General features: G+C 64.4%; 18 protein-coding genes. 9 read left to right on the top strand and 9 right to left on the bottom strand.

The genetic code is table 11. The features are described from left to right. Positions 1 to 157 precede the first annotated feature (157 nt). Positions 158 to 1,417, bottom strand: coding sequence for a PP2C family protein-serine/threonine phosphatase (locus GVY64_RS15240; protein ID WP_159841856.1), 1,260 nt, complete (start codon positions 1,415 to 1,417; stop codon positions 158 to 160). Further along, positions 1,414 to 2,223: an alpha/beta fold hydrolase gene (locus GVY64_RS15235; RefSeq protein ID WP_159841855.1), complete on the bottom strand. Its 810-nt coding sequence runs from the start codon at positions 2,221 to 2,223 to the stop codon at positions 1,414 to 1,416. Before GVY64_RS15235 ends, GVY64_RS15240 begins: the two co-directional genes overlap by 4 nt. Before the next feature lie 469 nt (positions 2,224 to 2,692). Between GVY64_RS15235 and GVY64_RS15230 the strand changes: the two genes are divergently transcribed. Both GVY64_RS15230 and GVY64_RS15225 read left to right on the top strand, forming a co-directional pair. Then, positions 2,693 to 5,146, top strand: coding sequence for an FHA domain-containing protein (locus GVY64_RS15230; RefSeq protein ID WP_159841853.1), 2,454 nt, complete (start codon positions 2,693 to 2,695; stop codon positions 5,144 to 5,146). 238 nt (positions 5,147 to 5,384) lie between these two features. Continuing rightward, positions 5,385 to 6,299 carry an SDR family NAD(P)-dependent oxidoreductase gene (locus GVY64_RS15225; protein WP_159841851.1) on the top strand — a complete coding sequence of 305 codons (915 nt, stop codon included), beginning with the start codon at positions 5,385 to 5,387 and terminating at the stop codon, positions 6,297 to 6,299. A 26-nt stretch (positions 6,300 to 6,325) separates the two neighbouring features. Here GVY64_RS15225 and GVY64_RS15220 read toward each other — a convergent pair whose 3' ends face one another. Then, positions 6,326 to 6,748 carry a GlcG/HbpS family heme-binding protein gene (locus GVY64_RS15220; protein ID WP_159841849.1) on the bottom strand — a complete coding sequence of 141 codons (423 nt, stop codon included), beginning with the start codon at positions 6,746 to 6,748 and terminating at the stop codon, positions 6,326 to 6,328. A 98-nt stretch (positions 6,749 to 6,846) separates the two neighbouring features. Between GVY64_RS15220 and GVY64_RS15215 the strand changes: the two genes are divergently transcribed. Further along, the gene (locus GVY64_RS15215; protein ID WP_159841847.1) at positions 6,847 to 7,278 is read left to right on the top strand and encodes a MarR family winged helix-turn-helix transcriptional regulator; all 432 of its coding nucleotides are present in this window, start codon (positions 6,847 to 6,849) and stop codon (positions 7,276 to 7,278) included. 72 nt (positions 7,279 to 7,350) lie between these two features. Here the strand turns inward: GVY64_RS15215 and GVY64_RS15210 are convergent, their stop codons facing one another. Then, on the bottom strand, positions 7,351 to 7,923 hold the full coding sequence (locus tag GVY64_RS15210; protein ID WP_159841845.1) for a TetR/AcrR family transcriptional regulator: 573 nt from the start codon (positions 7,921 to 7,923) through the stop codon (positions 7,351 to 7,353). Positions 7,924 to 8,379: 456 nt separating this feature from the next. Here GVY64_RS15210 and GVY64_RS15205 point away from each other — a divergent pair, with 456 nt between their 5' ends. Together GVY64_RS15205 and GVY64_RS15200 are read left to right on the top strand one after the other, a co-directional pair. Next, on the top strand, positions 8,380 to 8,856 hold the full coding sequence (locus GVY64_RS15205; RefSeq protein WP_159841843.1) for a DUF1772 domain-containing protein: 477 nt from the start codon (positions 8,380 to 8,382) through the stop codon (positions 8,854 to 8,856). A 93-nt stretch (positions 8,857 to 8,949) separates the two neighbouring features. Continuing rightward, the gene (locus GVY64_RS15200; RefSeq protein WP_159841841.1) at positions 8,950 to 9,348 is read left to right on the top strand and encodes a PPOX class F420-dependent oxidoreductase; all 399 of its coding nucleotides are present in this window, start codon (positions 8,950 to 8,952) and stop codon (positions 9,346 to 9,348) included. Positions 9,349 to 9,390: 42 nt separating this feature from the next. Here the strand turns inward: GVY64_RS15200 and sigJ are convergent, their stop codons facing one another. From sigJ to GVY64_RS15185, 3 genes are all read right to left on the bottom strand, one after another. Next, positions 9,391 to 10,311, bottom strand: a complete 921-nt coding sequence (gene sigJ / locus GVY64_RS15195; RefSeq protein ID WP_159841839.1) for an RNA polymerase sigma factor SigJ — start codon at positions 10,309 to 10,311, stop codon at positions 9,391 to 9,393. After that, positions 10,308 to 11,501, bottom strand: a complete 1,194-nt coding sequence (locus GVY64_RS15190; RefSeq protein WP_159841837.1) for an NAD(P)/FAD-dependent oxidoreductase — start codon at positions 11,499 to 11,501, stop codon at positions 10,308 to 10,310. The genes sigJ and GVY64_RS15190 overlap by 4 nt, the downstream gene beginning before the upstream one ends. A 605-nt stretch (positions 11,502 to 12,106) precedes the next feature. Beyond that, positions 12,107 to 12,265, bottom strand: coding sequence for a hypothetical protein (locus tag GVY64_RS15185; RefSeq protein ID WP_159841835.1), 159 nt, complete (start codon positions 12,263 to 12,265; stop codon positions 12,107 to 12,109). A 664-nt stretch (positions 12,266 to 12,929) separates the two neighbouring features. On the opposite strand from GVY64_RS15185, the gene GVY64_RS15180 reads away from it, so the two are divergent. From GVY64_RS15180 to GVY64_RS15170, 3 genes are all read left to right on the top strand, one after another. Next, positions 12,930 to 14,120: a DNA cytosine methyltransferase gene (locus tag GVY64_RS15180; RefSeq protein WP_236566852.1), complete on the top strand. Its 1,191-nt coding sequence runs from the start codon at positions 12,930 to 12,932 to the stop codon at positions 14,118 to 14,120. Between the two features lie 148 nt (positions 14,121 to 14,268). Further along, positions 14,269 to 14,946, top strand: coding sequence for a GIY-YIG nuclease family protein (locus GVY64_RS15175; RefSeq protein ID WP_236566851.1), 678 nt, complete (start codon positions 14,269 to 14,271; stop codon positions 14,944 to 14,946). A gap of 134 nt (positions 14,947 to 15,080) precedes the next feature. After that, positions 15,081 to 15,503 carry a very short patch repair endonuclease gene (locus GVY64_RS15170; protein ID WP_159841831.1) on the top strand — a complete coding sequence of 141 codons (423 nt, stop codon included), beginning with the start codon at positions 15,081 to 15,083 and terminating at the stop codon, positions 15,501 to 15,503. Positions 15,504 to 15,894: 391 nt separating this feature from the next. Here the strand turns inward: GVY64_RS15170 and GVY64_RS15165 are convergent, their stop codons facing one another. Continuing rightward, positions 15,895 to 16,419, bottom strand: a complete 525-nt coding sequence (locus GVY64_RS15165; RefSeq protein ID WP_159841829.1) for a hypothetical protein — start codon at positions 16,417 to 16,419, stop codon at positions 15,895 to 15,897. 594 nt (positions 16,420 to 17,013) lie between these two features. Further along, positions 17,014 to 17,493, bottom strand: coding sequence for a hypothetical protein (locus GVY64_RS15160; protein WP_159841827.1), 480 nt, complete (start codon positions 17,491 to 17,493; stop codon positions 17,014 to 17,016). Between the two features lie 798 nt (positions 17,494 to 18,291). Between GVY64_RS15160 and GVY64_RS15155 the strand changes: the two genes are divergently transcribed. Next, positions 18,292 to 18,436, top strand: a 145-nt coding sequence (locus tag GVY64_RS15155; protein ID WP_201298023.1) for a helix-turn-helix domain-containing protein, incomplete at its 3' end; no start/stop codon positions are given.

The raw sequence follows: 18,436 nt of genomic DNA, 5'->3' as shown, positions 1-18,436 counted from the left end.
TGTGCCACCATTCAGCGGTACATTGAACCCCGTCACAGCGCCTGCTTATGCTGGCCGCGGCGCCTATGTCGTTACCGCGCAGCCGGTTTGCCGGTATCCACCCAGGTCGGACCCATCGGCGGTCGGGCCCGCCCGCCTCCGCTGCGCCGTCCGCGACTCAGCGGGCCGTGCCCGGCAAGGGGGGTAGCGCGTGCACGGCGAGCAGAGCGGTGTCGTCCTCCACTCCGGACCCGAAGGATGCGAGCAGTTCTCGCAGGGCTTCGATGCCGCCGGAAGCCGTGACGGGCGCCAGCGCGCCCGCGAATTCGAGGAGGGCGCGGTCGCCATAGCGACCACCATTCGGGCTCGTGCGCGCTTCGGTGAGTCCGTCGGTGTAGAGGAGCAGCGTGTCCCCCACCTCCAGCCGGAAGCTCCTGGTCACGATCCGGGCGTGGGGAATCGCCCCGATGAGCTGTCCGCCGCGGGTGTGCATCTCCTCGAGGCTGCCGTCGGCCCGCAAGAGCAGCGCCGGCGGGTGCCCACCGCCGGCCAGGGTGACGTCGCAACCCCCGTGCCCGGGAGTGGGTCTGATCATTCCGAAGATGATCGTGCAGAACCGGGGGTTGTGGCCGTGGTACCGCTCGGTCAGGGTGGTGTTCAGCCCGTCGAGCACAGCGGCCGGGTCGTGGGTGTAGGCGGTGGCCGTCCGCAGTGTGTAGCGGGCCAGTGAGGTGAGTGATGCTGCGGGAGCGCCTTTTCCGCAGACATCACCCAGGAACATTCCCCACGTGTCGCCGGTGATGGGGAACAGATCGTAGAAGTCGCCGCCGACCTCGTCGGCGGAGGCGATGTGGTAGTACGCGGCGACCTCGAGTCCGGGCACCTGGGGAAGTTCGGGTGGCAGCAGTGTGGTCTGCAGAGTGGCGTTCAGACGCTGGAGGCGTTCGCGCTCCTGCTCGGCTTCGCGCCGGGCCCGCAGCAGCTCGCTCTCGTAGTCGCGGCGCTCGCGGGCATCGAAGACGGTGGTGCGAATCAGCAGCGGCTGTCCCTGGCTGCCGGCCTTGACCTGCGATGTGACCAGGACGGGTAGTCGGCGGCCGTCGGCGGCTTTCATCTCCAGCGCGATGCCGCGGACTTCGCCCTGCATGCGCAGCAAGGGCGCGAAATGGGTTTCGTGATAGAGGCGACCGCCCACGGTGAGCAGGTCCGAGAAGTGTGCGCGGCCGACCAGTTCGTCGCGCCGCCTGCCCAGCCAGCGCAGCAGCGTGGCGTTCACTTTGGCGATGCGACCGTCCAGCGAAGTGGAGAGGTATCCGCACGGCGCGTTCTCGTACAGGTCCTCGACGCTGTCTTCGAGCAACGCGGCGAACGCCGCGTCGTCATCGGTACCCGCGCCGAGCGTACTACCGCCGTCTCGGTCGCCCGCCGTGCTCGTCATCCGGTTTCTGTAGCGAAGGCGGCGATAGCGGCGGCGGTCTCCGCCGGAGCGCTGAGCTGCGGGCAGTGGCCGGTCGCGGTCAGCATGACCAGGCTGCTACCCCGGATTCGTTCATGGACGAACGCTCCCACCTCGCGCGGGGCGATGGCGTCGTCGGAGCATTGCAGAATCAGCGTTGGCACGCTCACCGCGTCGAGATCGGCCCGGTTGTCGGAGAGGAACGTGACGCGGGCGAAAACTCGCGCTATCTCCGGGTCGGTGCGGCAGAAACTGTTGGTGAGTTCCTCGGCCAATTCCGGCCGATCCGGGTTGCCCATGATGACCGGTGCCATCGCACCCGACCATCCCAGGTAGTTCGCATCCAGCGCCTCCAGCAGCTCCTCGATGTCGGCGGCACTGAAGCCGCCGCGATATCCGGTGACCGGATCGTCGATGAAGCAGGGCGAGGGAGCCACCAGCACCAGCCCGGCGAATGCCGCGGGCTCGCGAGCGGCGGCGAGCACTCCCATCGTCGCGCTCACCGAGTGCCCGACGAAGATCACCGGGCCGAGCCCCAATTCGCGGACGAGCGCCAGAATGTCCTCGACATAGCCGTCCATGCTGGAGTAACGCCGCGGATTCCACGCCGACAGGTCCGAGCGACCCGCGCCCACGTGGTCGAACAGGACGACGGTGAAATCCTGCTCCAACACCGGTACGACCAGCCGCCACATGTGCTGGTCGCATCCGAAGCCGTGGGCGAGGACGACCACCGGCGCGCCGGTCTTGCCGCGCACGGTCACGTGGTTCCTGCTCAGTACCTCCACACAGACACCTTCGCAGAAAATTCGCGGGAACGCCCGTCACAGGCATTCTGCCCGGCAGCGGCTACCCGCGCCGCGGTGGCCGTAGTGAACGGCAGCCCGAGCCGGGATCGTGGGCGGCGGCGCGATAGACGCAATCGCCGGCAACCCATGGACACGATTCGATATCAGCTTCCTCCGTCTGATGCCGATAAGTAATCCAATTCGATCCTCGGCTCCCACCTCGTCGAGCCGGGCTTCCGAATTCGTTGAGAATTGCATCGGAATACCTCGTCCAGTCGAACAGGGTGACTCCCTATCCGACATCCGCCACCAAGCAAGGTGTCGTCCGGTTTCCGTTTCAGGACAGGATTCGCGCAGGTAGGGATAGCTTTTAACGCCGATCGCGGGGCCCGCGACGGGCGCATTCGCGACGATATGGCCGGTGCCCGACTATTGCGGCGACAGTGTGGCGAAGTCGTATACTCGCGTAATGGCGGGTGAAGGATCCTCCACGAAATTCCCCGAAGCGCCGGTCCTCGTGGTGCAGACGCGAGAACGCGTCTATCGGCTTCGCGCCGGAGGTTCATACAATATCGGCCGCGATCCGGCCGCCGATATCGTCGTCACCGATCCTCGCGTTTCTTCGCTGCACGCCGTCCTCGAGCGGGGATCGGAGGGATGGGAGATCGAGGACGCGCACAGTCTCAACGGGACCTTCTTCGACGGTCACCGGGTCGACCGGATGGTGATCGACCACGACGAGACATTCCAGCTGGGTCACGCCATGGACGGTGAGCAGCTGAGCTGCACACTGGAGTCACCGGCAGGCCCCACGACCGACGGCGATCCCGGTGGCGACACGATGGTCGTCCGCGATCCCGGCTACGCCCTCGACGACGAAGCGACGGTCACCAAGTTCCATTCCGCCCTGCCCCGGCGGGTTTCGCGAGCGTCCTCGGCGGCAGCGCCGCCCAGCTCGGTCGTCCGGATCACCACGGGCGGGCTGCGGATCGGGCGCGCCGCCGACAACGACATCGTCGTGCCCGATCTCATGGTCTCCCGCCGGCACGCCGAACTGCAGGTGATCGGCCCGGGCCGGTACCGGATCGTCGACCTGGACAGCCACAACGGAACCTACGTCAACGGCTCCCGGGTCCAGTCCGTGGAACTGTCCGAGTCCGATCTGATCGGCATGGGACACACCACCTTCCGGCTGGTCGGCGACGAGTTGCGCGAATTCGTCGACACCGGCGACGTGTCGGTCTCGGTGCAGAACCTGGTGGTGCGGACCGCGGAAGGCAAGGTGCTGCTCGATGAGGTGAGTTTCCCGATCCCGGAGCGCTCGCTCGTGGGCGTCATCGGCCCCAGTGGGGCGGGCAAGTCCACGCTGCTCGGCGCGGTCACCGGATTGCGGCCCGCGACGGAGGGGACGGTCCGCTACGACGGACGCGACTTGTACACCGACTACGACGAGCTCCGGCACCGGATCGGGCTGGTTCCGCAGGAGGACATCCTGCACAGCCAGCTCGCGACGCGGCGCGCCCTGCTGTACGCGGCCGAACTGCGCTTCCCCGGTGACACCCAGAGCGAGGAGCGGGAGCAGCGGGTCGACGAGGTCCTCGACGAACTCGGTCTGGCACGGCACGCCGACACCCGCATCGACAGGCTCTCGGGCGGGCAGCGCAAACGCGTCAGCGTCGCGCTGGAGTTGCTGACCAAACCGTCCTTGTTGTTCCTCGACGAACCGACCTCCGGCCTCGATCCCGGCCTGGACAAGACGGTCATGGAAATGCTGGCCGAGCTGGCGCACGACGGACGCACCGTCATCGTCGTCACGCACAGCGTCGCGAATCTCGATGCCTGCGACCGCTTGCTGGTTCTGGTGCCCGGCGGCAGGCTCGCCTACTACGGGCCCCCCGCGGAGGGATTGCAGCATTTCGGGCAGCGCAGCTGGGCCGAGGTGTTCCAGGCATTCGACCGCGACGAGGACCGCGACTGGGCCGGAGAATTCCAGACTTCGTCCCGCTTCCAGGATTACGTGGCGGTCGGGCTGACCGACGATGTCGGTCCGGCGGAAGTGCGGCCACCGGCGCCGCCGCCCGCGCCGCAGTCCAAACTCAGTCAGCTCAGCACCCTGTGCAGGCGCTATCTGGCGGTAATCGCCTCGGACCGAAGTTATCTGGCGCTGCTCGGCGTGATGCCGCTGATTCTCGGTGGTTTGATCGCCGCGGTGCCCTCGGGCGAGGGTTTCGCCGGAGCGCCGGGCAGCAATGTCGATGCCCCGACCAAGCTCATGATCCTGGCATTCGGCGCCTGCTTCGTCGGCACCGGCAACGCGATTCGCGAGATCGTCAAGGAACAGACGATCTACCGCAGAGAACGCGCGGCCGGCCTGTCGAGCGGGGTCTATCTGATGTCGAAATTCCTGGTCCTGGGTGTGATCACCACCTTGCAGGCGGCGGTGTTGTTCGTGATCGGCACCATCGGTGTGAGCATGCCGGCGAAAGGTCTGTTCACCTCGGCCGAGCTGGAGCTGATCCTGGCGATGGCGATGCTCGGCATCGCATCGCTGGCGCTGGGCTTGCTGGTGTCGGTGATGGTGAACACGTCGGAGAAGACGCTGCCCCTGCTGATCGTGCTGTCGATGGCGCAGCTGGTGCTCACCGGCGGTCTTGTGCGGCTACCCGGCACACCCGTTCTGGAGCAACTGTCCTACCTGTCGCCGTCACGGTGGGGCTTCGGCGCGGGAGCCGCCACCGTCGACCTGGACACGCTCTCCCCGCACGAAGGCGCGCCCGACCCACTGTGGAAACACACCCTCGGCACGTGGCTACTGGACATGGGAGTCGTCGCCGGGCTGGGCGCCATCTTCCTCGCGTTGGCCTGGTACCGCCTCTACCAGCTGCGCCCGCGGCGCCGCGGCGCCCGCCGCCCGAGCCTTTGACGCCGTGCGCCGATCTCGGCCGGTCAACGGCGTCGATCACGACCGACATCGGCCTCGGTCTCCTGCCTGACCGACGCGTGAAGATATTCATGTGACCGGGGCGTCCATGACGTCAGCCCGAAACGTGGGGACGCCGCCCTTGCGCAACCGCACCGGGCGCGCGACGGTGTGAGTGTGGGTCCCACCCCCGCCGGGCTCGTCGGAGGAACCAACGGACCGACCATCTTCGGGAGGAAAAATGGCGAACAGGTGGACCGAGCAAGACATACCGGACCAGAAGGGACGGCTCGCGGTCGTCACCGGCGCCAACAGCGGACTCGGGTTCGAGGCAGCCCGGGCGCTCGCCGCGCACGGCGCGGCGGTGGTGTTGGCGGTGCGGGATGTGGACAAGGGCAAACATGCCGCGGACCGTATCGCCGACGCGGTTCCCGGCGCGGACACCACCGTCCAACAGCTCGATCTGACCTCGCTGGCATCCGTGCGGACCGCTGCCGAACAGCTGAAATCCGCCCATGCCGCGATCGACCTCCTGATCAACAACGCCGGGGTGATGTACCCGCCGAGGCAGACCACCAGCGATGGATTCGAGCTGCAATTCGGCACGAATCATTTGGGACATTTCGCGCTCACCGGCCTGCTGCTCGACCACATGCTGCCGATGCCGGGCTCACGGGTGGTCACGGTCAGCAGTGTCGGCCATCGGATCCGGGCGCGAATCGACTTCGATGATCTCCAAGCGGAACGCTCCTACAACCGGGTGGCGGCCTACGGCCGGTCCAAGCTGGCGAACCTGATGTTCACCTACGAACTGCAACGCCGCCTGTCCGGTACCGGTACCACGATCGCGGTCGCGGCCCACCCCGGCGCCGCGAACACCGACTTGATGCGCAACATGCCCGCCGCGCTGCGTGCGCTCGTGCCTGTTGTCGCGCCCATCGTCACACAGACGCCGGCGATGGGCGCCTTGCCGATACTCCGCGCAGCCACCGATCCCGGCGTGCTCGGCGGTCAGTACTACGGACCGGGCGGATTCCTGGAGACCCGCGGCTATCCGAAGATCGTCGAATCCAGTTCGCAATCGCATGACACGGCGATCCAGCAACGCTTGTGGAAGGTTTCGGAGGAATTGACGGGAGTCACCTTTCCCGTCTGATCGCTGCCTCCCGCGGCCGTGGTCGGTCAGCGAACGGCCCGTGCGGCCGAGAGCCAGGCTATCCCGACCTCGGCGCACTCGTCGTCGTGCTCGGGCAAGCCGCCGCTGACTGCGATCGCACCGACCACGGCATCGCCGCGACGTATCAACCGTGCACCCGCGCCCGCGATGACAGGTATCCCCGCCACCTGATCCATCTGCGAGAACAGTGCGGGCCACGCCTGTTGCAGTCGCGCCAACTCGCTGCCGTCGCGGTGAAACAGCGCCACACTGGACGCTTTCGCCGGCGCCACACGAGCCGACAACGGTGGCGCGCCGTCCATGCGATCGAGAACCAGCAGGTGCCCACCGCCATCGACGATCGCAACCGAGACCCGCGCTCCGAGTCCCGCGGCATGCTCGCGCACTCGGGCACTCACAGCCCGCGCATGCTCCGAAGTGAGTGACATCGCTTCACCTTCCATGTTCCTTGGGTCCACCAAGCTTGGTCTGCCCAAGAATACTCGATTCCGTGGGGCAACCCAAGGAATTGGCTAAGCTTCCGCGCATGGAGCTGGAGGAAACCCCTACCCGCCTGCGCAGCAAACCGAGCTGGCTGATCAGCAAGGCCGCGGCACGCGCGCACCGGCTCATCGGCGAGGCGACGGCCACGGTCGGCGGGCGCGCCTACCATTTCGCGATCCTCGCCGCGCTCGACGAGTTCGGTCCGGACAGTCAGGTACGGATCGGTCAACGGTGCGGAATCGACCAGAGCGATATGCACACCATGCTCGCGGAACTGACCGAGCAGGGTCATGTCACACGCACCTCGGATCCCCGCGACCGACGCCGCAACCTGATCACCTTGACCCGGACGGGAAAACGGAGGCTCGAAGAACTCGACTCGGCACTCTCGGCGGTTCAGGACGACTTGCTCAACGCCTTATCGGCTACCGACCGGAACCACCTCGCCGCCCTACTCCTCCGCATGCTCCATTGAATCTTGCGCTCAGGTCCGTGCGCCGTATACGGGCCTCGCCGCCGGTGGCACAGTGACTGGTACGACAGAGGTCTACCGGGTCCACTGGTCGACCAACACCGCCAGGCGAGCGTCCCGTTGAGCCGGCCGCAGACGTCCGCCGCGGTCCAGGGTCGCCAGGCCGTGCAGGGCGCTCCAACCGACCTCCGTGAATGTCTCCGGATCGTGCTCGCCCGCGAACGGCGAGAAGGCGGCGAACATGACGGCGAACGCGTCCCGCAGCGGCTGCGAGGCATTCTCGCCGAACGTGAGGTTCACCTTCATCAGGAACATCGCGTCGTAGAGCGCGGGCCGCGCGGTAGCGAAGTCGAGGTAGGACCGCGCCACCGCCGCCAACGCTGCGCGCGGCTCGCCACCCGCGGACTCCAATGCCGCGCGGCTCCAAGCGGCCATCTCCGCGATGCCCTCCTCGGCGACCGCCGTGACGATCTCGTCCTTGCCCGCGAAGTGCGAATACAGCACGGGCTGGCTGTATTCGATCCGTTCCGCCAGCCTGCGCACAGTTACCGCGTCCCAGCCCTGCGACTCGGCCAACTCCCGAGCGGTGTCGATGATCAGGCGGTGCCGTTCGGCGCGTTCCCGCTCTCGTCGCGTCTGGATCCCCATGAAGGCGACTTTAGCATCGCTTGACAATCTAGTGTCACTAGATTTGGACGCAACTTTCCGTTTTCGCGGCCGGCCGCGGCGTGCCAGTAGTACCGCGACCGAGCCGCGGCGGTATCAGCGGGCAGTAGGTCAGGCCACCGGCGTCGAGATAGGGGGTCGCGAGGCGCCGTCGATCGCCGACCCCGACGCGGTCAGCTGCCCGGGACGCGACGACGAGAACGGGACCGTAATGAGCCCAGGACCAGCGAATCCAGCAGACCGAAGATCTACCGACGTTCGACGTCCGGCTTGCCGGGCGACAGCGTCCGCTCGGCCGGACCCCATGCCCGGCCGACCGATCTGAGCGCGGACCCCATGGCGGCGTTCTGAAAACTAGCAAGGCTAGACAATATAGCGACCGGATGTTACCGTTGCTCCAGTTCCTAACGACGCTAGAATTTTGGAGGGAAGTCGAGAATGCTCCTAGTCACCGGCCAGCTCATCGCCGCCGCAGCCGTTCTCTCCAACGCCATCGTCTATGGCACCGATGTCTCCGTGGCCGTGATCACCCGGTCCGTGTACCGCAAGCTCGATGACGCGACCGTGACCGTCAGCGCGGGATGGGGTCACTACTACGGCGACAAGCGCATGCCGGTCGTCGGGGCGGTCGATGTGGTCACCGCGGTGCTGACACTGCTGATCGCGCTGTGGGCCGGGCAGATCGGCGCCGCCGTGGCGGCGGGGATCACGGTGGCGGCACTACTCACCTGGCTCGCGTTCTACGTCCGCATCGCCAAGCCGATCAATTCCCAGCAGACCGCCGCTGCGCAGAGCGGCATCATTCCGGCCGATGCCCGTGCACTGCAGGACAAGTGGGACAGCATTCTGAAGTACCGGGTCAGCCTGCAGTTCATCGCCATTGCCGGCCTGTGCGCAGCGCTGATCCTGTTCTGATCTCACAGCACCCGGCAGGCGACAGCTTGCGTTTCCCATATCAGACAACCTCCGGCTGATCGCCGGACATCGAATTCACCGAGGAGTACTGACATGACCTTCACCAGTAACGAACAGCGGTTTCTCGCGGAAGCCGGGATCGGTCGGCTGGCCACGGTGTCGCCCGACGGCGTCGTACAGAACAACCCGACCAGTTATCGGGTGAATGCCGACGGCACGATCGACATAGGCGGTATGCGCATGCGCACCAGCCGCAAGTACCGCAACGTCGAAGCGGGCAGTCGAGTGTCTTTCGTTGTCGATCAGCAGGTCTCACTCGAGCCGTACGTGATTCGCGGCATCGAAATACGAGGCACGGCCGAGGCGCTCGAGGATCAGGAACCGCCGTTCCCTCCCCAAGAACGCTCGATCATTCGGATCCATCCCGACCGGATCATCTCCTGGGGTATCGACGGCGGATCCTTCGACTTCACCAGTCGCCGCGCCGAATAGTCAGGCATGGTGGGCGATCCCGACGTCGGAAGCTGTGCGCGGTCAGGGTCGCGGCGTGGCGGTACGGCTGATGACACGGGGGATGTCGAGGGCTGCCAGTTTGTCGGGGTTGCGGATGCCGTAGCCGTTGATGATCTTGCCGTCGGCGATTTCGAACACCAGCACTGCTTCCAGGTTGTCGCCGATAGAGCAGGCCAGTGCGGGCTGGCCGTTACAGTTCACCGCCTCGATCCGGACGTCCGGGCGACGCTGCGCGTACCGGAAGACCGCCATCAGTACGGCGCCCACTCGCTCGGCGCCGACCATGACCAACTCTCGGAGTGCGGTCACCTTGCCGCCGCTGTCGGTGGTCCAGGTGATATCGGGGGCGAGGATCGACAGCAGGCCCTCCATGTCACCTGTGGTGGCGGCGGTCATGAATCGTTCGGTGACCGCGGCGGTTCTGGTGGTGTCGACAGGACCGAACCGCTTGCGCCGCGCCTGGACGTGGTTGCGGGCACGACGGGCCATCTGGTGCACGGCGTCGACGGATTGGCCCGTGGCCGAGGCGATTTCGGCGTAGTCGAAGCCGAAGACATCGCGCAGTACGAATACTGCCCGCTCCGCGGGAGTGAGCGTTTCCAATACCACCAGCATTCCCATCGACACCGATTCGGTGAGCACGACATCGGCGGAAGCGTCACCGTCGGCGAGCAGCAGCGGCTCGGGCAACCACGGGCCGATGTACTCCTCGCGGCGACTGGCACTGACCCGCAACGCATTGAGGGCCTGCCGGGTGACCAGTTGCGCCAGATACGACTTGGTGTCGCGGACAGTTGCCAGATCCACGCTTCTCCACCGCAGATAACTGTCCTGCAGCACATCGTCGGACTCGGTCGCGGAGCCGAGGATCTCGTACACGATGGTGAACAGCAGTGGTCGCAAATGCAGGAAACGCTCGGTGTGCTCGTCGGTCCCGGTCATGAGTGCGACACCGCCTCCGGCTCGGCTCCTCGAATATCCTTCCGCCTGCCCAGGCCCATGAAGGAGGGGATCGCGCCCGGTTTGCGCGCCTCCTTACGGATGGTTCCCACCGGACCCGCCAGACCCACCTTTTCCTTGATCAACCCCGCCACACGCCCACTGATGTACAGATTCACCGGAGTGTCGTCGCGACGGCTGAACTGCATCGCGCCGGCGCGGCGACCCAATCCCACTGTGCAGGCCACAAAAGCCACATCCAGCACGGCGGGCTCGACGCCCGCGATGCGGGACAGCACATTGTCGGCGGCTTGGGCGCCCAAGGGTTGCGCGGCATAGCAGCTCATCCGCAGCGGGCGACCCGACGGAGCGGCTGCGTCACCGGCGGCGACGATACGGTCGTCATCAATGCTGGTCAACGTCTCGTCGGTGAGCAACCGGCCTAGCGCGTCGGTGCGCAGGCCGCTACGCGAAGCCAGATCGGGCACACCGAATCCCGCGGTCCAGATCGTGACTGCACTGGGCAGCGCACTGCCATCGGACAGCACCACGGCATCACGCCGCACTTCAGCTACCCGTGCGTTCTCGAGCACCTCGACTCCGTTCTCGGCCAGCCACTTCGCGACCGAGCGCCGAGCCGGGTCAGAGAAGCTCGCAGCCAATCTACCTCCGCTCACCAATGTGACGGTGTGGCCCTGCTCGACCAGTTCGGCGGCCGTCTCGATGCCGGTGAGCCCACCGCCGACAACGACGATCGGCGCATCCGCGGGCACTTCGCCGATAGCGTCGCGCAGCCGTTGCGCGTGCTCCAGTTCGGCGATGGGGTATCCATACTCGGCCGCACCGGGAATCGACGCCGGCATCGCCGCGGTACTACCGACCGCGTAGACGAGGTAGTCGTAGTCGAGTTCGCGACCCGAGCCCAACTCCACGGTGCGGGCAGCGGTATCGATACGGACGGCTCGGTCGACAACCAGCCGCACGCCCGGGCCGAGCAGCGTGTCGTAGCCGATACCGGCCTCGTGGGTACCAGCCACGAACTGATGTAGCCGCATCCGCTCGACGAACTCAGGTCGCGGGTTGACCAGCGTGATCTCGACGTCGCGACGCAGCCGCAGCCGATTGGCCGCCACCGCACCGGCATAACCGCCGCCGAGAACGACAACTTTGATGATGGTGTTGAAATCAGTCATGCCCTTCAGACACACGCCACCACCCGAATCCGACATGAAGTGACCCATATCACAGTCGCTGGGCCAGGCCGGGCTCGACCAGCGGGAACAGCAGTGCTGGAAGTTCATCGAGCACTCTCGACGCTTGCGTGGGTGTCGCGGTACTACGAGGAGGCGGCGCCGCAAGTGGAGTCCGGGGGCCGCGGTGAATCCTACGGCTGCCGGAAGACACGTCACCTCGAGATCGAGTCAGGACACCATGCCCGTTCCAGGGCATCGAGATGTATGTTGACCTGGTCTTTTGTTTGAGCCGCCTGGGGGAATCGAACCCCCGACCTTTTCATTACAGGTCGACACGGCTACCACGGACGACCGGTGACTGTCAACGATGCCAGCCTCACCGATGTGACCAGCAGAAACAACTACTGTCAGGGACTGTCGACTACCGAATATGCGTTCGATGCCCGGGACGGGCGTGGAATTAGTTGGGATTAAGTTGGGGGTCGGAGCACACACGACAGCGGCGTGTCGAACGTACGACACGCCGAGCAGTTAGATCCTGTGGCAAATCGGTGGCGATCTTGAGTTGCCGGGGTCGAAGGTTCCGACCCCGGTAACTGGGCCTACTAGCAGTCGTCGTCCTCGTCGTTGCGGTCGGCGGCTGCCTCTGCACGGTCCGCGAAACCGCTCGTGGCGGTCGGGCTGTCCGGATCGCGTTCCGCGGCTTCCGCGATGCGGTCGGCGGCCTCGTGATCCATGGGTGTGCCGTCCTTGCCCATGCTCATGCCTCCCTGATTGCGGCGGCCAGGAACCAACCCAACAGCCGGATGCCCAGTCGCCTGATGGTTTGAGTTGGGTTGCCATCGGCCACGTGGGCATAGCCTCACGTTCCGACTCCCGCGTCGGCAAAGCCTGACGCGAGCCTGAAGCAGTAGCGGCGCGTTGTGCCGAGGCCCGCCCAAGGCTGGGCCATCCCATAGGGGAGGAAGTGCTAACCAACGTCCGGCCGCTACTCGCCTTCGCCAGCTCCCGACCTCTGTTGCGCAACCTGCTGATCGTCCCACAGCGCGTATAGGCAGCACAGGAGAACGACCAGGGAAGTTTGCGACCGCCGCTGTGTGGCCGTACAGCAGCGGTCGCATTGGGTGGCAAGCCCCGGAGGGGCGCGGCAGCACCGACGTTAGTTAGACGCCAACGACGGGCACAGGCCTCGCGTCACCTGTTGAGGTCACGTGCCGCTCAACGAGACGTGCTGAGCCGAAACCCTCGCTGCCTCAAAGACAAACTCGGTGCATCCGCCAAACCCATAGCCTCTGACGCGCGCCACTAGCGGCAGTAGTGGCTTGACAGTCGCCCCCGGCGGCGACAGATCGAGGCGACGCGTTGGAGACGGCGTCACTACGCTGCGCCTCTGAGAGGAGCATGCCTATGTGCCCTACGATGAGGGACGTGGCAGCCAGGAGTTCGAACAAGCGTTCCCATCTTCATGTTGTGGATGGAAGCAGCAGCAAGACCAAACAGGTAACGGTTGCGGAGTTCTTTGCTGGTATCGGTCTTGCGCGTCTTGGTCTGGAGGAAGCTGGTGCCACCGTGGTGTGGGCCAACGACTTCGACGCCGACAAGGTAGACCTCTACAGGTCGCACTTCGAGGACAAAGTAGATCACCTGGTCCATGGAGACATCGGTAAGGTACGAGGCGGCGACGTGCCCGCTGTCGACATTGCGTGGGCGTCCTTCCCGTGCATCGACCTGTCGCTCGCAGGTAACAGAAAAGGATTGCGCGGCACCCACTCATCCACATTCTGGGAGTTCACAAGGATCCTTGGTGAGATGGGGAAACGAAAGCCCCGTGTAGTTGCCGTTGAAAACGTGGTCGGGTTCGCTACTTCCCACGCTGGCGAGGATCTCGCGGAGGCTATTCGCGAGTTGAACCGCCTCGGCTACTCGGTGGATGTCCTCTCCCTCGATGCGCGCCGGTTCGTTGCCCAATCGCGCCCGCGGATGTTTCTCGTAGCCAGCCTCGAAGCACCTGAGGACGTGCATGATCCAAATAGCGAGCTGCGTCCGGATTGGCTGCAAGCCCCATTTGGCGACCCGACTCTTAAGACCCACCGTGCGGCGCTACAAGCCCCCCCGCCGCCGTTGACCGAGGGATTAAGCAAGCTTGTGCAGCGGCAAGGGTGCGACTGGTGGGACGATTTGCGCGTGGACGCATTTATTGAGTCGCTCTCGGATACACAAACTGAGCGGCTTCGCCAGATGCAGTACGCCAAAACCGTGAGTTATCGTACCGCCTACCGTCGCACCCGACAGGGAATCCCGCGATGGGAAATCAGATCTGACGATATTTCGGGATGCCTGCGAACAGCTCGCGGCGGCTCGAGCAAGCAAGCCGTTGTGCGTATGGGCAGGGGGTCCGTGAAGGTTCGGTGGATGACGCCGCGGGAATATGCACGCCTAATGGGAGCCGAAAACTATAAGTTGGACGCAGCTCGAACCAATCAGGCGCTCTTTGGATTCGGCGACGCAGTGTGCGTTCCAGCGGTTGCATGGCTTGCAAAGAACTACTTGATTCCGCTCGCCAAGGGAAGCATGACTTCTCCCGAGCTTTACCTTGCCCTGGAGGGGCTGAGTGTCTAGTCGAAGTAAGGCAAGCGTCACAAAACGTACGAAGCCTATAAAAAAATCTCTTCCCGCAAAGCAAGTCCAAGACTTTAGATCCCTTCTTGAAAAAGCCCTTACATCAACCGACCATTTGGGACGATCACACGGGCAAAGCACCTGGGGCGTGTATGCGTTCTACGACTACGACGGAGAGCCCATCTACGTTGGCCAAACCAAAGAAGCCCTCGGCTACCGTGTTCGTAGACATCTCACAAACCAGCGCACAGATGCCGTGGCGATGAGGATCCTCGACACTTTCGAAGTCGCGGAGATAGAATTGTGGCCATTGTGGGAACTTGCCGACGCACCCACTAGAGCAGATAAGCGAAACCCAGAGAAGACCGCCGCATTCAAAGAAGCGCAAGAATATCTTGATGCCGCCGAGTACACCGCTTACCTCAATGCTATCGAAGCTAGTAAGTTCAAGGCGATTCTCAACGAGAAAATACCACCCATTTCCCCTTCCATAGATTTGCCTAATTCTTACAGATTCTCCCTTATCACCGAGGAAACGCGCGCTGAGCGAGGACATCCTGATGTACGCATTGCTCGACGTGCGGAAACGATAGCGCGATTGGCTGCTGTCGCCCACGAACGCGGTGAGGTCTCGGATGGACTTCGCCGCGTGCTAGTCATTCAAGCAGTTCGCCTTGCCTACCTTTCAGCTGTTCGACTTGCGTACGTGGAGGGCCGTCCGACTCCACGCCCAGAAGCGATATCAATCGAGGGGCTGGTGGGATCGGTTCTGCACGAATCCTCTCCCGAAGACGCAGACGGCGAGGCAGCAGAGCTGGAATTTTGATAATGGACACTTCCGCTTGAAGGTATCCTGACAAGCCTTTTCTAACATTTTGAGGGCAGCGTGCCCGTCGGATGAGCACGTGGGATTGACCCGCGCCACTTGGGGTCGACCACGCCAAAGGCTACAGTTGGGTTGTGGTTGAGAGCTGGGCGAGCAGCGCGGCAGTCCGCGCATCGATGCAGTCGAACCGGTCGCGCGACACGAAGCCTGAGATGTTGGTTCGACGCGCAGTTCACGCCATGGGATTACGTTATCGCGTTGCAGCCCGGCCGCTCCTCGATCAACGCTTCACGGCGGATCTAGTTTTTACTAGGGCTAGGGTGGCAGTGTTCATCGACGGATGTTACTGGCATGGTTGTCCTCTCCATCACCGACTACCGCGACAGAACCAAGATTACTGGCTTAAGAAGATAGAGCGTAACCAGGACCGCGATATGCGTACTGACTCCATGCTCAAGTCAGCCGGCTGGCGGAGTCTTCGATTTTGGGAACACGAGGACCCGTCGCTTGTTGCGGCGACTATTGCCAAAACCATAGGGGAACGTACTTCACGGTGACTCGGCCTCGACGGGGCCGGGAGGGGTTCATGTCCCACCCTGGTTGCGCGCCAGCAGCGCCCCGCCCGCAGCGGAGCGAGGACGGGGTGCCTGGCGCGGCGCGGCGTAGCCGCGCCGTTCTTGATTCTGTAGAGGGAAATTAGGCAAATTCTGTTGGAGGTTTCCTACTTCCCTTCTCTTTTTCTTCTCCCCAGTAGGACGCGCCAACTTCTCTCCCTGCGCTACAACGAATCTCGAAAACATCCCGCACCCACTCACCCGCGAATGCTCCCTTGCACCGTAGGACGAGCGGACGCGAGGGCGCGGCACTGCTGCCGCACAACCCAGCGTGCGACCCGAACCCCACCCCTAACCAGAGCCGACCACGCTCGAGCCGATCGGCTGTGGATGATCATCGGTCGCGAGTTATTCCGCGTGCGCGGTCCTGCCCGTGCCCGGTGCCGCCACGCGCCACGCCCGGCGCGTGACCGGGCGGCTGCCGCACCGCCGCTTGCGGGTGCTGCGCCTGTCCCAACCACAGAAGTCGTTCGACCTCCGACAGACGGCCCTTCTCGTCCAGCTCCTTGAACGCCGCGTTCCGAGCCTCGTCCAGCGCCTTGAACGCCGCCTCCCGTTCCTTCTCGGCTGCCGCCGCGCGCGCCTCGGCCGCTTTGCGCTCCACGCTGGCGGCGTCGGCCGCCTCTCGCGCCGCATGTTCTCCGGTGTCGGAGGTTTCGTGTTCCTGATACTGGCTCGGCACCGGAAACTCCTGCGCCACCCGTTCGGCGGCTTCCCGTTCGATCCGTGCCCGCTCGGGCTCCGGTGTCTGGCGTGCTTGCCTGGCCCGCTCGGCCTCCGCGCGGGCTTGCCGGTCGCGTTCGACTTGCTGCGGCGCATCCGCCCGGCCACGGGCAGCGGCTTCCCGGAACTGCTGCATCTTCCGAAATTTTTCGGCTCGCTCTTGCGCGCACGATCTCGCGGATCTTCGCCAGCCGTTCCCGCGCCCGATCGGCCCGTTGCAGCTCGTACGGCCGGATCAGTTCCAATTGCTTGGATGCCAGCGATCGGCCGAGTTGCATAGCGCGCAGAGCGTCAGCGCGGGAAATGATCACGTGCTGGAATTTGTCACCGAAATCACGTGCCATGTCTCGCAGGTCTTCGCGGACTTTGTCGGGAATCTTCTCACCCGCCACCGTTCCCATCGCGCATGAGTAATCCGGCCGGAATTGAGTCCGTCCCGGTCCTTTCGTAGCTGAGCGCGAGCATCGACCTCGTTGACTCGGCCCGATTTCCGTTCGACACCTTGAACGCCTCGGCCTTGTGTTCGTGCTGAATCCAGAACGCGAGGACCGTGTTTGGTTTCCATCCTGAACTGGTGAACCCAACCTTTTTCTGGCGTTTCCCCTAGTTCGTGTGCCCTGCCGAGTTCGAAATACAGCCCTTTCTCGTAATTGGCCAGTCTTCTACGGACGGCATCGTATTCGTCGGGCACGGCTGCGCCCACCCCGTTTACATTGAGCGAGGCAGAGCGTTATCTGGTAGTCCGAGATTTCCGGACGTCGCGCACAGCCTCAGAGATGTTGTGTTCGATCAATCGAGGACCGTCACTATCGGACAAATATTCCGCTATCGACACCATGCTTCGAGTGCCGTCCCCCTGCACAGCCGGGCCGAAATCGGCGTACAGCGGCGGACCCCACTCGGGGCGATTCGTCCATTGCAATCCGCCACGCCGCACATAACATTCGCCCAGGAATCGGACGAACCCGTCCGCGAGTCCGCGGTTTTCGGGAGCAGTCAATCCGGCCTCGCCGAACAGCTGTTGCGCCGCTTCCATGACCCGGGTCGAAAGCGGCGGCTTCCACCAGGCCGCATCAACCGCGATATCCGGGATTGCGGCGGCGAGGAATGCGCGCACCCCGGATTCCATGCGTTCGGGCGCAACCCAATCGAGGAATGCTTGGGTTTTGTCATCGAATTCCATATCGAAACCGATCTGTTCGTCGTCCACAAGCTGGGCCTTTCCCTCGTACTGACTCTCTGGGGTCGCGGAATCGAGCACTACAGTGTTGCGCCCATGCAAGTCACCGGGCAAACAGCGGACACAGGCGTAAGTGTCGCAGTCGCGGATGCTCGGCCGGAACCGTCATCTCTCGACGTATAGCCGTTCGCATGGCATCCGGGGCAGCCGATCGGTTGCGCCGCTGGCGACGGCTACGGCGTCGGTGCAACGGCGGACACTCTCGTCTTGCAGGAACACCAGGGCCGCAGCCAAGCATGCCGCGTAGTGCAGGGTGTGGCCGCGCATTCGCACGATCAGGTGCACGTCGGGTTGGTGCGGCAGGGGTGATGTCATGCCGTGCGGTTCGGCTGTGTCGGGCTGCATGGGGACCTTCCGTGAAGGGATCACCCTGGTTTGATGTTGCTGCGGCGCCACAAATTCGGGGTTTGGGGGGAAGGCTGGCGGGCCGGTTCGGTTGGGCACACCGATGGAGTTCCGTCCGCGCAGCCTTCCCCTTTTGGGTGCCCCGGCACGTGGCGCGCTTCCCTGTGGTGCATTGGGAGCGTCGCGGACCAACCATCACGCTTGCGAGCGACGGCGCGGCGCCCCACCCCAAGTCGTAGCGCTCGACCGTCCGGGTTCGCGCGCTCGCTCCTGGAAGTCACCACCTCTTCGGTTGAAGCCTTCTTGAAGGATCTAGGTGTACCCGGTCAGGACGTTGGTGACAGCGTGTCGGGTTGATATGGCGAGAACCTCCGGGTGGGGTGTGGCTTGTCGAAGGTCACGCCCACGGACCCGGAGGTTCTCGTGTCTCACGGTAATGCCCGCACCACTGTTCACGGCAAAAGGCTGATCGTGGCGCGCTATCGCGCTGGATGGCCGAGGGCGCATATCGCTGCGGCGATGGGTATATCCCGCACCTGCGTGCACAAATGGATCACCCGGTACGAGA

The organism is Nocardia sp. CY41 (assembly GCF_009829325.1).
Lineage (GTDB): Bacteria > Actinomycetota > Actinomycetes > Mycobacteriales > Mycobacteriaceae > Nocardia.
Note: the sequence above shows the minus strand (reverse complement) of the source record. Positions and strands in the feature narration are given on the sequence as shown.